Origin of the sequence: Superficieibacter electus (assembly GCF_002915575.1) — a bacterium.
In the GTDB taxonomy this organism is placed as follows: domain Bacteria; phylum Pseudomonadota; class Gammaproteobacteria; order Enterobacterales; family Enterobacteriaceae; genus Superficieibacter; species Superficieibacter electus.
On sequence record NZ_PQGD01000005.1, the window covers coordinates 259921 to 274116 of the forward strand.

Genomic DNA, 14196 nt, shown 5'->3' on the forward strand with positions numbered 1-14196 from the left:
TTTCCAAAAAATAATCCTTTCTTAAGAAGAGACAGGTGACAGCAGAAGAATGTCCATGCTCTGCCAGCTGGAGACAGGAAAGACGCAGAGAATAAGCGTAAGTACACAATAAGAGGCTGGTTACGAACAAAGCTGCGTGATGTCATTAAAAGAGATAGATGAGGCAGGGTGCTATGAAGATTAAAAAAATGAGCAGAAGAAAAGGATGGTAATAATGATGTTATTCCACCAGAAAACCAGAAGGTTATGAAGAGAAATCAAAAGCTTACTATGATGTTATAGCCAGAGATGAAAATGATTGTGATGGTGGGCCGATAGCTCCTGATGGTGCCCGGCTATACATAGTGCCTCCAGCCTTCGGATGCATCTTCAATGATCACGGGTATGGAGTCTTACGCCCATCATTAAGTACGAATACGGAATAGCCTGATGATTCCCTCCCTCAAGTAAAAGCGTAAAATACTAAAACGAATGAATTAATGCTTTTAATAAAATGGATTTTATATATGAGGGTGAATATCTTTTTTTATATTTTTATTATGCCAGCGCTAATTGTTTTTTATGCCCTATGGCAATATTGGCGCGTGAGTGACATAATTGATCTTGCATGGCATGCGCACAGTGCTGAAGCCGCAGGTATAATATTTCGAAGCCTATTGGCAAAAACCGGTATTATGCTGGGCGCGTTGGCTATCGTTGTGAGTGGCTTAGCTATGGGACTTTGTCATACAAGTGCAATAAGCTCTCGAAAATCACAGGACCAGTTGATAAAGATGTTTAGCCGCTGCCAGAAGCTGCTTCCCTTCATTATGGTCGCTCAGATGATCTTATGTGGCCTGGCGGTAATTAGCCTGGCATTATCTGAGTTAGTATGGGGTTTTTCACATATTAAATTAAACGGTGGTAGTGCAAAAGTATTGTTAATCATCGTATGTGGGATTGGCTCCATTTTCTGGATGCTATTAAAAAGTTTACTTTCGTTAAAAAAATGCTTTGCATTATTCCATCCCACTGATAACGAAATTCGCGGACGAAATATTACCCGGGAGCAGGCTCCAGCGCTCTGGCGGTGGATTGAGGAGCTGGCCGTGCGCGGCAATGTTGTCATTCCCGATAATATTGTGACTGGTTTTTTTGACTGTTTTTATGTCACCGCTAACGCTGTCAGAATCATTGACGGCGAACGCGTAACCGGTAACACGCTCTATTTTCCCTTAACCTATGCCTCACTTATGAGTAAAGATGAAGTGGCCGCCGTCATTGGTCATGAGTTAGGGCATTTTACCGGCAAGGATACGGAATATAGCCTGCGCTTTGCGCCTCTCTATGCAGGATTAAGAAATAACCTTGAACAGATGGCTGGCAATGCAAGAGGCGTGTCGTATACCGACAAAGTAGTATTATATCCATCGTTATATATGGGATGCTGGTTCCTCGAGAAGTTTCACGAAACGGTAAGTTACTGGAGTCGGCTCCGTGAGCATGCCGCCGATGAGGCGGGTGCCCGAACAGGAACGCCGCTGGCGTTGGCATCAGCATTATTACGTATTTCTGCACTCAGCGATATTATATGGCAACATATTACGTTGCTACTGGACAATAAAGTCCCACAGGAGAACTGGGTAGCCACGCTTTTGGAGGCCGCAAAAATCAAGGGTAGTCTGGATGTTAATGCCAGTGTAGAGAATGAAGTACAGCACCCAACGGATAGCCATCCCTTAACGCGTTTGCGCCTCGAAGCATTACACATTCCAATTGATGAGACGTTGTTATTATTGGCATCCCGCCCGGCCAGTGAGGAAGATTATCAAAGTATAATGTCCCTGTTTACTGGCTCGCAGGACATATTTGTCGCTATGACTCAGGAAATAGCGCATGAAGTTAGTGAACAAAAAGAGAAGTATTACGAAGAGCAGGCTCTTCAGGCAACGCGCAATGTAGAAAGCTTCACTTTTTATGGTGCCGGAAATACATTGTGGATGTGGAGCTGGGGCTTAGGCGTCTTATGTGTGGCGACAGCATTCATTTTTTTACTGCTGACTATTGGTTCTTTTACTGGTATCGCTATCACCGTTATTCTGGGATTATTAGCGTTCGGCTTGTTGCTCTGTTTTGGCGGCTGGACAATGTTCCGCAACAGAAACAAGGCGTTATTTTCCATCGATCGCCAGTTCCTCAGCAGTGAAGATTTGGCCGCGCCGGTCGCTTTGACCGATATCGTGACCTGCGAAGTAGCCGAAACGGCTGGTGGTGCTTTTAATATCCACTTTTACTGGCGCGACGGTGCTCCAGTACCAGCCATGGCAGAGACAAGTAGCGCTTTCAGCGATGTGGATATCTCAGCAGGAAAACAGCGAATTTCAATTTCCGTTACTGGTTATTTACGTCGGGAGGAGGGGAACAGGAAAGTAAGCATGAATGCTGCGCAAACGCAGGAATTGCTTAACGGATATTTCATCTCAGCTTATGCTCGCCAGGAGATTAATTCTGATTAACGTCACCGTCGGGGCGGCCCGTCAGCCCCGACAATACACTCACCACGCCCCCAGCCACGCCTTGACCTCTGGTCCATTCCCGCGAAACACAATCTTTTCCGCCTTTTTCTCCAGCTGATAGCGGTACATCGGGTCGTAGTATTCTTCGAGCAGCGGTACCAGCCAGGCGAAATGGGCGTCGGTACTGCCGCTTGCTTGCTGGCTGGCGAGCGCGATGTCCAGACGTGCGGTTAATTCTGCAAAGCGCTGAAGGCCAAGGCGGCGGCGGATAGCAAACAGGCCGTGGTGCAAATAGTCGCTGTAGGCCAGCCAGCCTGGCTCTTCACCATATGCACGGGTGAAGTCGTGATACATGCGGGTGAAATACTCCTCCCGTAGCCGTTCCAGGCGCAGTTCAAAAGGGTCTTCCACGACCACGACTGGCGCTTTCTGCATTCGCAGACGCAAACATTCCGGCAGATGGTTGGCACCAATCATTTCGCCTTCATCTTCAAGAACCCAACGCACGGGGTCCTGCTGCGCTTTTTTCAGCAATGCAACGGCCAGATGGTTTTCAAATGTGGCTTGTTTATGCTGCGCCTGCACGGTCCGGCCAAATGAGGAGCCACGATGATGCGCCAGACCCTCCAGATCGATCCCTCTGTCATGCTGACGCACATGCTGCGTTTTACCATTGCCGGTACAGCCGCCAACCAACACCATTGGGTACTGAACAAGTTCTTGCGTCGCCTGCATTGCTGCCTGGCGTAGCGCCTTGTACCCGCCGGGGATCAGTGGATAGTCCACGCCATTTTCATGTAGCCATTGCTGCACAATATGCGAGCGTTGCCCGCCGCGCGCGCAGCATAAATATCCCTCGGGCGCGAGCTTCACGGCGTCTATCCAGACTGCGACACGTTGTGCTCGCGTTTCACCCTGCACCAGGCGATGACCCAGCGCCAGCGCGGCTTCCGGGCCTTCGCGCTTATAGCAGGTCCCTACCGCCGCACGTTCATCATCAAACATTAAAGGCAGGTTGCGCGCAGAAGGCATAGCCCCCTGCTGGAATTCGACCGGCGCACGTACGTCAATCAAAGGGGTATCTGCGGCGAGAAGCGCACGCAGCCGGGATTCTTGCATCATGAATAAAACACCTCGAACTGGTTAGCGTGCCATTCTACGCTCCTGCGACCGCAATAATTTGATTTTTATTAGCAATCCAGCGTAGTGAGAAAGCCGCTGATTTCCGGCTGGCGCTGCTGAAATAGCCTGACGATGTCGGTGACCGCTTTACCGGAATGGTGCTTATGCCACGCAAGGCTGAGCGGGGAGGGGGGACGCATAGAGGGAATGGTTAAACTCACCAGTGCCCGCCTGTCGATCAGCGGCTGGCAGAGCGAACGGGGCAAAAAGCCGATGCCGACACCCGCAATATGCGCGGCAATCTTTGTTTCAATGTCCGGCACAATAATCTCTTTTTGTCCCGGCAGCCGCCAGGCAACGCGCTTGGTTAAGGTTCTGGCAGTATCTTCAACGTTGACTGCGGGATAGCGCCTCAGTTGTGCTTCAGTCAATATCGCCCCGGGTTGATGAAGAGGATGATCCGGTGCCATCACGAAAAGCCACTCAACGTCACCTAAAGGCTCCAGCGCGATGGTTTCTGACAGCGGCTCGGTACCCGTCACGCCAATGGCCAGCGAAAATCCATCGTGCAAAAGCGTATCCCAGACGCCCATATAAATTTGCCGCGAAAAATGAAACTGGGTGAAGCGATAACGCTGCGTCAGCCAGGCCAACAGTTGGGCAATGGCACTGGCATCATAGAGCAGGTTATTAACCACAATATTTACCTGGCGTTCGACGCCATCATTCACTTGTTGAAGTTCACCCGGTACGCTTTCCAGCCAGGCCAGCCACTCCCGCGCCTGCGTGAGCAGATGCATTCCAGCTGGCGTCAGCGTCACGCTGCGTGTGGTGCGGGTAAACAGGGCCGCACCCATATCCTCCTCCAGCAATTTAATCCGGTAACTGATTGTGGCCGTGGTTTTGCATAACCTTTCAGCGGCTTTTGAGAAACTTCCCGTTTCTGCCACACCGATAAAGGTGCGCAGCGTTTCTTGATCGAGCATGTGAAATGGCTCCGGTTGCTGAAATGTATTTGTCTATGATTTATAAGCATTTTTGCATAAATGGCAGATAGAAAATGTGGACTAAATCTTGTTTTGGAAAAATATTCCAACTTTATGGTTGATGTCGACGCCAGAAGGTTTTAGATTGCATGGCAGATAAGCCGTTAATGCCTTCAGGCAGGGTGAAAGGATTTTGGTTATAAGGAAACTATGATGAAACTTCAGGTACTCCCGCTGAGTCAGCACGCGTTCCAGGCGTATGGCGATGTTATTACGACCCGGGATCGCGATTTTTTTCACATCAATGGCGGAAAAGTTGAGCGGTATCACGATCTGGCGAAAGTTGAAATCCTGGAACAGGACCGCACTCTGATCAGCATTAACAGGGCCCAGCCAGCCGCATTGCCGATTGTGGTTACTGAACTGGAGCGTCATCCGCTGGGTACCCAGGCGTTTATTCCGATGAACGGCGAAAAGTTTGTTGTGGTAGTCGCGCTGGGCAACGATGCACCAGATCTGAGCACCTTACGCGCGTTTATTACCGACGGCCAGCAGGGCGTCAATTATCACCGTAACGTCTGGCATCATCCGCTTTTTGCCTGGCAGACGATTACCAACTTTTTGACCGTCGATCGTGGCGGTAGCGATAACTGTGATGTACTGAATATTGCCGCACACGAACTGTGCTTTGCATGAGGTAACGCGTGACGCTTCTGGACTTCTTGCTTAAGATGAGGGCATTTTTCATCGCTATGCTCAGAGTGTGAGCCGGAGTTTAGACAGGAATGACAGAAGTCAGAAGGCGGGGAAGGCCAGGTCAGGCGGAGCCTGTGGCGCAAAAGGGCGCGCAGGCGCTGGAGAGAGGGATTGCGATTTTACAATATCTGGAGAAGAGCGGAGGCAGCTCTTCAGTGAGCGATATCTCTCTTAATCTGGATCTTCCTTTGTCCACCACGTTTCGTTTGCTGAAAGTGCTGGAGAGCGCGGATTTTGTCTCCCAGGACAACCAGTTAGGCTGGTGGCATATTGGGCTTGGCGTCTTTAATGTGGGGGCGGCGTACATCCATAACCGTGATGTGTTATCGGTGGCCGGACCCTTTATGCGGCGGCTGATGCTGATGTCCGGGGAAACGGTCAATGTCGCTATCCGCAACGGTAACGAAGCGGTACTGATCGGGCAGCAGGAGTGTAAATCCATGGTCAGAATGTGCGCGCCTTTGGGCAGCCGATTACCCTTACACGCGTCCGGCGCAGGAAAAGCTTTACTCTACCCGTTATCTGAGCAGGAACTGCTTGATACGATTTTAAAGACCGGCTTACAGCGTTTTACGCCCACGACGATGGTGGATTTACCTGTTCTGCAAAAGGCGCTGGAAGAGGCAATGGAGCAAGGCTACATCATCGATCAGGAAGAGCATGTTGTCGGGCTTAACTGTATTGCTTCAGCCATTTTTGATGATGTGGGTACAGTGGTTGCCGCCATCTCCATTTCCGGACCGTCCTCAAGGCTAACGCCGGAGCGGTTCCTGAGTCAGGGAGAGCTGGTACGGGACACCGCGCGAGATATCAGCAAAGCATTAGGGCTAAAAGCGCCCCGGATGTAAGCCGAACCCGCTCGCAGGAGCGGGGCTTTTTTGGCGTAAATTTAAGTTGGAAAGTTTTTCCAAGAAAATGAGGTAGGAGAAAATGGCAAAAATGAGAGCCGTGGATGCGGCAATGTATGTTCTGGAAAAAGAGGGCGTGAACACCGCGTTTGGCGTACCGGGCGCGGCGATTAACCCTTTCTATTCCGCAATGCGTAAACACGGTGGGATTCGTCATGTGCTGGCGCGTCATGTTGAAGGCGCATCTCATATGGCGGAAGGGTATACCCGTGCAACTGCCGGAAATATCGGCGTTTGTCTGGGCACCTCTGGCCCGGCAGGTACGGATATGATCACGGCACTGTACTCTGCCTCTGCGGATTCCATTCCTATTCTCTGCATCACCGGCCAGGCACCGCGTGCCCGTCTGCATAAAGAAGATTTCCAGGCGGTTGATATTGAAGCCATCGCCAAACCCGTCAGCAAAATGGCCGTCACCGTGCGCGAGGCGGCACTGGTGCCGCGCGTGCTGCAACAGGCTTTTCACCTGATGCGCTCCGGCCGTCCAGGCCCGGTGCTGGTTGACCTGCCGTTTGACGTACAGGTTGCTGAAATCGAGTTCGATCCGGATATGTATGAGCCGTTACCGGTCTACAAACCGGCGGCAACCCGTGCGCAGGTTGAGCGTGCGCTGGACATGCTGATCGCCGCTGAACGTCCGGTGATTGTCGCGGGCGGTGGTGTGATTAACGCTGATGCGGCAGATCTGTTGCAACGTTTTGCCGAGCTGACCGGCGTACCGGTGATCCCGACGCTGATGGGCTGGGGCTGCATTCCGGACGATCATGAACTGATGGCGGGCATGGTTGGCCTGCAAACGGCGCATCGTTACGGTAACGCCACGCTGCTGGCGTCTGACATGGTATTCGGTATTGGTAACCGTTTTGCCAACCGTCATACCGGTTCGGTCGAAAAATATACCGAAGGGCGCAAAATCGTACATATCGATATTGAGCCTACGCAGATCGGTCGCGTACTGTGCCCGGATCTGGGCATCGTATCTGACGCGAAAGCAGCGCTGACGCTGCTGCTGGAAGTGGCAGAAGAGATGAAGAAAGCCGGGCGTCTGCCGTGCCGCAAGGCGTGGGTTGCCGACTGCCAGCAGCGTAAGCGCACGCTACTGCGTAAAACCCATTTCGATAACGTACCGGTGAAACCGCAGCGCGTATATGAAGAAATGAACAAGGCGTTCAGCCGCGATGTGTGCTACGTCACTACCATCGGCCTGTCACAAATCGCCGCTGCGCAAATGCTGCATGTCTTTAAAGATCGCCACTGGATCAACTGTGGTCAGGCCGGCCCGCTGGGCTGGACGATTCCTGCCGCGCTCGGCGTGTGTGTTGCCGATCCTGAACGTGAAGTGGTTGCCATTTCCGGGGACTTTGACTTCCAGTTCCTGATTGAAGAACTGGCAGTGGGCGCACAATTCAATATTCCATATATCCACGTGCTGGTTAACAACGCCTACCTGGGCCTGATCCGTCAGTCACAGCGCGCGTTTGATATGGACTACTGCGTCCAGCTGGCCTTTGAAAACATCAACTCCAGCGAAGTAAACGGCTACGGCGTCGATCACGTTAAAGTCGCGGAAGGTCTGGGCTGTAAAGCGATTCGCGTCTTTAAACCTGAAGACATTGCCCCGGCATTCGAGCAGGCAAAAGCGTTGATGGCGCAGTACCGCGTGCCGGTAGTGGTGGAAGTTATCCTTGAACGTGTGACCAATATTTCGATGGGCAGCGAACTGGATAACGTGGCGGAGTTTGAAGAAATTGCTGATAACGCTGCCGACGCACCGACTGAAACCTGTTTTATGCAATATGAGTAAGTGAGGCGAATGATGCTACGTTTTTCTGCCAACCTTTCGATGCTGTTTACAGAATATGATTTCCTTGAGCGCTTTGATAAAGCGGCGGCCTGCGGTTTCCGCGGCGTGGAATTTATGTTTCCGTATGATTACGACATCGACGTTTTAAAAAATAAACTGGCGAGCAATAATCTCGAACATACGCTGCACAATTTACCCGCCGGTGACTGGGCTGCAGGGGAGAGAGGCATTGCCTGTCTTCCCGGTCGTGAAGAAGAATTTCGCGAAGGGGTTGATGCTGCGCTGCGCTATGCGCGTGCGTTGGGCAATCGCAAAATTAACTGCCTGGTCGGTAAAACGCCTGCGGGTTACAGTGCTGAAAAAATCCACGCTACCCTGGTGGAGAACCTGCGCTATGCCGCAACCATGCTGGCGCGAGAAAATATTCTGCTGCTGATTGAGCCAATTAATCACTTTGATATGCCCGGTTTCCACCTCACCGGGACGCATCAGGCGCTGGCACTGATTGAAGACATTGGCTCTGACAATATCAAGATCCAGTATGATATTTATCATATGCAGCGTATGGAGGGTGAATTAGCCCAAACCATGCAATCTCATGCCGATAAAATAGGCCACCTGCAAATCGCGGATAATCCGCGTCGGGGTGAACCGGGTACCGGTGAGATTAATTACGAGTATCTGTTTAATGCCATTAAAACGTCAGAATACGATGGCTGGGTGGGATGTGAATATAAACCCCTGACCACCACTGAAGACGGAATAAAATGGATTAATCGTTACCTTTAATTAGTAACTGTTCAGGCAGCATTTATTTCTTCGTTTTAACGGAAGGGATAGCTGTTGCCTGAATTCGGGAAAAGCACGTTTCCAGAAAGAGGATTGTTATGAAACTGGGATTTATTGGTCTGGGTATTATGGGCACACCGATGGCCATCAACCTGGCAAAAGCAGGTCATTCACTGCACGTTACGACTATCGGTCCGGTGGCACAGGAGTTATTGACCCTGGGCGCAGTGAATGCTGAGAGTGCGCGTCAGGTCACTGAAAATTCAGATATTATCTTTATTATGGTCCCTGATACTCCGCAGGTAGAGGAAGTGCTGTTTGGCGACAACGGCTGTGCTAAAGCGGCGCTGAAAGGCAAAACCATTGTTGATATGAGTTCCATTTCCCCGATTGAAACCAAACGTTTCGCACGTCAGGTGAATGAACTGGGTGGCGACTATCTGGATGCGCCGGTGTCAGGTGGCGAGATTGGCGCGCGTGAAGGCACTTTGTCGATTATGGTTGGCGGCGAGCAGGTTGTATTTGACCGCGTTAAACCGCTATTCGAACTGATGGGCAAAAATATTACTCTGGTGGGCGGTAACGGTGACGGCCAGACGTGTAAAGTGGCGAACCAAATTATCGTTGCCCTGAATATTGAAGCCGTCTCAGAAGCGCTGGTATTTGCTTCAAAAGCCGGTGCCGATCCAGCACGTGTACGTCAGGCGCTGATGGGCGGTTTTGCTTCATCGCGTATTCTGGAAGTTCACGGTGAACGCATGATCAAACGCACGTTCAATCCGGGCTTTAAGATTGCCCTTCATCAAAAGGATCTGAATCTGGCATTACAAAGTGCCAAAGCGTTATCGTTAAGTCTGCCTAATACTGCGACCTGCCAGGAGTTATTTAATTCATGTGCAGCCAATGGCGGTAGCCAACTTGATCATTCCTCGCTCATTCAGGCGCTGGAATTAATGGCAAATCATAAAATTAGTTAATATAAAACCCGCCGCAATATGACGGCGGGAATTTACATAAGAATTATTTTTTGTTCCTCATAGCTGAACCTATAAAGCGTTATTTCGATACGTGAAAAGAGGGAATTATGGAACACCAGAGAACACTTTATAAACAACGCGGTTACAGTGAAGATTTACTACCCAAGATAGAGGAACAACGAACCTGGAAAACATTTAACTATTTTACGTTATGGATGGGATCGGTACATAACGTACCTAACTACGTTATGGTAGGTGGCTTTTTTATTCTCGGCCTGTCAACATTTAGTATTATGCTGGCAATCATTCTGAGTGCATTTTTTATTGCATTCGTAATGGTAATGAATGGTGCTGCTGGCAGTAAATATGGTGTCCCTTTCGCCATGATCCTGCGAGCTTCCTATGGTGTCCGTGGCGCTTTATTTCCGGGGTTATTGCGCGGTGGTATTGCGGCCATTATGTGGTTTGGCTTGCAATGCTATGCGGGGTCGTTAGCTTTCCTGATATTATTAGGAAAAATTTGGCCTGCATTTTTGACGTTAGGTGGTGATTTTAATCTGCTGGGATTATCGTTACCGGGACTCATTGCCTTTCTGATCTTCTGGCTCATCAATGTCGGGATTGGTTTTGGTGGCGGCAAGGTACTGAATAAATTTACCGCAGTGCTGAATCCGTGCATCTATATCGTCTTTGGTGGCATGGCTATCTGGGCAATCTCATTGGTCGGTATTGGTCCTATCCTGGACTATCTGCCTTCCGGCGTGCAGAAGTCTGAGAACAGTGGTTTTCTGTTTCTGGTGGTCATTAATGCGGTAGTTGCCGTCTGGGCGGCACCAGCGGTAAGCGCCTCCGATTTCACGCAGAACGCACGATCTTTCCGCGAGCAGGCATGGGGGCAAACGCTGGGTCTGGTCGTAGCGTATGTTCTGTTTGCCATCGCCGGGGTCTGCATTATCGCCGGGGCCAGTATCCATTATGGTATGGATACCTGGAACGTGCTGGATATTGTCCAGAAATGGGATAGCCTTTTCGCCTCATTCTTCGCCGTACTGGTGATTTTGATGACAACCATTTCCACTAACGCAACCGGTAATATTATTCCTGCGGGTTATCAAATTGCCGCTATTGCGCCAACGAAATTAACTTATAAAAATGGTGTATTAATTGCCAGTATTATTAGTCTGATTATTTGTCCATGGAAACTCATGGAAAACCAGGATAGTATTTATTTATTCCTTGATATTATCGGTGGTATGTTAGGTCCGGTTATTGGGGTAATGATGGCGCATTACTTTGTGGTCATGCGCAGTCAAATTAACCTTGATGAACTGTATACCGCAGCAGGTGATTTTAAATATTACGATAACGGCTTTAATTTGACCGCATTTTCAGTCACGCTGGTCGCCGTTGTGCTTTCACTCGGCGGGAAATTCATCCCGGTGATGGAGCCATTATCCAGAGTGTCATGGTTTGTTGGTGTTATTTTCGCTTTCGCGGCTTACGCTCTGCTGAAAAAGCGTAACGTTGCGGTAAATAATCATCCGCAAAACAATGCAATTTAACGTCTTACCAGGGATTTTTTAATTCACGGACGACCCGTAGTCAAAAACTGTATCTATACATGGAGTATTTATTATGTCTTTTGATCTGATTATTAAAAACGGCACGGTTATTTTAGAAAATGAAGCCCGGGTGGTCGATATCGCCGTTCAGGGTGGAAAAATCGCTGCTATTGGCGCGAATCTTGGCGATGCGAAGAAGGTTATGGATGCGTCTGGCCTGATCGTTTCTCCGGGAATGGTCGATGCGCATACGCATATCTCCGAACCAGGTCGTTCTCACTGGGAAGGGTATGAAACCGGAACTCGCGCAGCGGCAAAAGGCGGCATCACCACCATGATCGAAATGCCGCTCAACCAGCTTCCGGCAACGGTTGACCGCGCCAGCATTGAGCTTAAATTTGATGCGGCAAAGGGCAAACTGACCATTGATGCAGCGCAGTTGGGCGGCCTGGTGTCTTATAACCTCGATCGCCTGCACGAGCTGGATGAGGTCGGCGTTGTCGGTTTCAAATGTTTTGTCGCCACCTGTGGCGATCGCGGTATTGATAACGATTTCCGTGATGTTAACGACTGGCAGTTCTTCAAAGGTGCACAAAAACTGGCTGAGCTGGGCCAGCCGGTACTGGTGCACTGTGAAAACGCGCTGATCTGTGACGAACTGGGCGAGGAAGCCAAACGTGAAGGTCGCGTTACCGCGCACGATTATGTGGCGTCACGTCCGGTATTCACCGAAGTGGAAGCCATCCGTCGCGTACTCTACCTGGCAAAAGTCGCGGGTTGCCGCCTGCACGTTTGCCACGTCAGCAGCCCGGAAGGTGTGGCGGAAGTCACTCGTGCACGTCAGGAAGGCCAGGACGTAACCTGCGAATCCTGCCCGCACTATTTTGTTCTGGATACCGATCAGTTCGAAGCGATTGGTACCCTGGCAAAATGTTCACCGCCGATCCGCGATCTGGAAAACCAGAAAGGTCTGTGGGAAAAACTGTTTAACGGTGAAATCGACTGCCTGGTCTCCGACCACTCTCCGTGCCCACCGGATATGAAAGCAGGCAACATCATGCAGGCGTGGGGCGGTATTGCCGGTTTGCAGAGCTGCATGGACGTGATGTTTGATGAAGCGGTACAGAAGCGTGGCATGTCACTGCCGATGTTTGCCAAACTGATGGCCACCAACGCTGCCGATATTTTTGGCCTGGAAAACAAAGGCCGCATCGCCCCAGGGAAAGATGCTGACTTTGTCTTCATTCAGCCAAACAGCAGCTATGTGCTGAAAAATGAAGATCTTGAATATCGTCACAAAGTCAGCCCGTACGTTGGCCGTACCATTGGTGCGCGGATTGCTAAAACCATCCTGCGCGGCGATGTGATTTATGACATCGAACAAGGCTTTGCGGCTGCACCGAAAGGCCAGTTCATTCTTAAGAACAAACAGTAAGTTACTGTGAATCAATGCCCGTCTTATGGACGGGCATTATTTATTACTGGGGATGTTTATGCTCGCCTCTTCTGGTAGCCGTGAGGGCGTATTTTCAGGTTTTCAATGGTTTTTCTTTATCTTCTGCAACACCGTTGTGGTTCCACCCACGTTAGTTTCTGCTTTTCAATTACCCGCTGATGCGCTTTTTACCCTGACTCAATATGCATTTATTACCACCGGCGTTGCCTGTCTGGCACAGGCTTTTTTCGGCCACAGGCGCGCCATTATGGAGGGGCCTACCGGTTTATGGTGGGGGACTATCCTGACGGTCACTCTGGCAGAAGCGGCGCGAGGAACACCGATTGCCAGTATCGCGTCAAGCCTGGCGGCAGGAATTGCGCTGTCGGCCATCATCACCATTGCCATTGGCATCAGCGGCCTGGGTGGGCGGCTGGCGCGCCTGTTCAGTCCGGCGGTCATGGTGGTGTTTATGCTATTGCTGGGGGCACAGCTAACAACCATCTTTTTTAAAGGCATGCTGGGCCTGCCGTTTGGTGTGGTCAGTGGCAGCGTGACCGTGCAGATGTCACACTTTGCGCTGGCAGCGGCGGTGGCACTGCTGGTCATTGCGATGATCGTTTTTTTACCCGCCAGAACAAGCCGCTATGCGCTACTGATAGGAACCCTGGTCGGCTGGGCGTTATACCGCCTTTGCTTTCCGATTCCGCTCTCGCTGACCGGTGAGGTTCACTGGCAGTGGTTTCCGCTGGGAAGCGGCGGGGCGTTGCGTCCAGGCATTATTCTGACAGCGGTTCTGGCCGGGCTGGTCAATATTTCCAATACCTACGGCGCGATTCGCGGCACGGAATGTTTTTATTCAGCGGCACCCGCCACGCGTCAGACATGGCGGGGGAGTTTTATTATGTCGGGGCTAATTACCCTGATAACGGTGCCGCTCAGCGTTGTGCCATTTTCACCGTTTGTTTCCTCCATTGGGTTGATTACTCAAACTGGCGACAGCTCACGACGCGCGTTTGTGCTGGGCAGCGTATGTTGTCTGTTGGTCGGTATTATTGCCCCCTTAACCCAACTTTTTTGTACGCTACCGCTGCCGGTTAGCAGCGCCGTCATGCTGGTATCTTATTTACCGTTACTTTTTTCAAGCCTGTCGTTTAGCCAGCAGATTTCCTTGACCAGCCGGAATATTTACCGGCTGGCACTACCGCTATTTAGCGGAATATTTCTGATGGGGCTCTCCCCCGTCTATTTACAGGATTTACCTCTGACGCTACGCCCATTACTGAGCAATGGGCTGCTGGTGGGCATTTTACTGGCGGTCGCGATGGAAAATCTTATTCCGTGGCAGCGGCTCCCCTGATT

Annotated in this window: 11 protein-coding genes; 9 read left to right on the forward strand and 2 right to left on the reverse strand. The window is 50.7% G+C overall.

Features of this window, described 5'->3' with window-relative positions:
- Positions 1-479: 479 nt before the first annotated feature.
- Positions 480-2495: a M48 family metallopeptidase gene (locus CHU32_RS08030; protein ID WP_103674988.1), complete on the forward strand. Its 2016-nt coding sequence runs from the start codon at positions 480-482 to the stop codon at positions 2493-2495.
- Positions 2496-2534: 39 nt separating this feature from the next.
- Here the strand turns inward: CHU32_RS08030 and mnmH are convergent, their stop codons facing one another.
- Both mnmH and allS read right to left on the reverse strand, forming a co-directional pair.
- On the reverse strand, positions 2535-3617 hold the full coding sequence (gene mnmH / locus CHU32_RS08035) for a tRNA 2-selenouridine(34) synthase MnmH (RefSeq protein ID WP_245880196.1): 1083 nt from the start codon (positions 3615-3617) through the stop codon (positions 2535-2537).
- Between the two features lie 68 nt (positions 3618-3685).
- Positions 3686-4603, reverse strand: coding sequence for an HTH-type transcriptional activator AllS (gene allS, locus CHU32_RS08040; RefSeq protein WP_103674989.1), 918 nt, complete (start codon positions 4601-4603; stop codon positions 3686-3688).
- Between the two features lie 213 nt (positions 4604-4816).
- Between allS and allA the strand changes: the two genes are divergently transcribed.
- The 8 genes from allA to CHU32_RS08080 all read left to right on the forward strand — a co-directional run bounded on the left by allA (position 4817) and on the right by CHU32_RS08080 (position 14194).
- Entirely contained in the window at positions 4817-5299 is a 483-nt protein-coding gene (gene allA, locus CHU32_RS08045) for an ureidoglycolate lyase (RefSeq protein WP_103674990.1), read from the forward strand.
- An 89-nt stretch (positions 5300-5388) separates the two neighbouring features.
- Positions 5389-6207, forward strand: coding sequence for an HTH-type transcriptional repressor AllR (gene allR / locus CHU32_RS08050; RefSeq protein WP_103674991.1), 819 nt, complete (start codon positions 5389-5391; stop codon positions 6205-6207).
- A gap of 82 nt (positions 6208-6289) precedes the next feature.
- Positions 6290-8071, forward strand: a complete 1782-nt coding sequence (gcl, locus tag CHU32_RS08055) for a glyoxylate carboligase (RefSeq protein ID WP_103674992.1) — start codon at positions 6290-6292, stop codon at positions 8069-8071.
- A 12-nt stretch (positions 8072-8083) separates the two neighbouring features.
- Positions 8084-8860: a hydroxypyruvate isomerase gene (gene hyi / locus CHU32_RS08060; protein WP_103674993.1), complete on the forward strand. Its 777-nt coding sequence runs from the start codon at positions 8084-8086 to the stop codon at positions 8858-8860.
- Positions 8861-8958: 98 nt separating this feature from the next.
- Positions 8959-9837, forward strand: a complete 879-nt coding sequence (gene glxR, locus CHU32_RS08065; protein ID WP_103674994.1) for a 2-hydroxy-3-oxopropionate reductase — start codon at positions 8959-8961, stop codon at positions 9835-9837.
- Positions 9838-9944: 107 nt separating this feature from the next.
- Complete coding sequence (locus CHU32_RS08070) at positions 9945-11399, forward strand: allantoin transporter (RefSeq protein WP_103674995.1); 1455 nt, start codon at positions 9945-9947, stop codon at positions 11397-11399.
- A gap of 73 nt (positions 11400-11472) precedes the next feature.
- Positions 11473-12834 (forward strand): allantoinase AllB, encoded by a 1362-nt coding sequence (gene allB, locus CHU32_RS08075; RefSeq protein ID WP_103674996.1) that lies wholly within the window; start codon positions 11473-11475, stop codon positions 12832-12834.
- A 58-nt stretch (positions 12835-12892) separates the two neighbouring features.
- The gene (locus CHU32_RS08080) at positions 12893-14194 is read left to right on the forward strand and encodes a uracil/xanthine transporter (RefSeq protein WP_103675060.1); all 1302 of its coding nucleotides are present in this window, start codon (positions 12893-12895) and stop codon (positions 14192-14194) included.
- Positions 14195-14196: the final 2 nt, after the last annotated feature.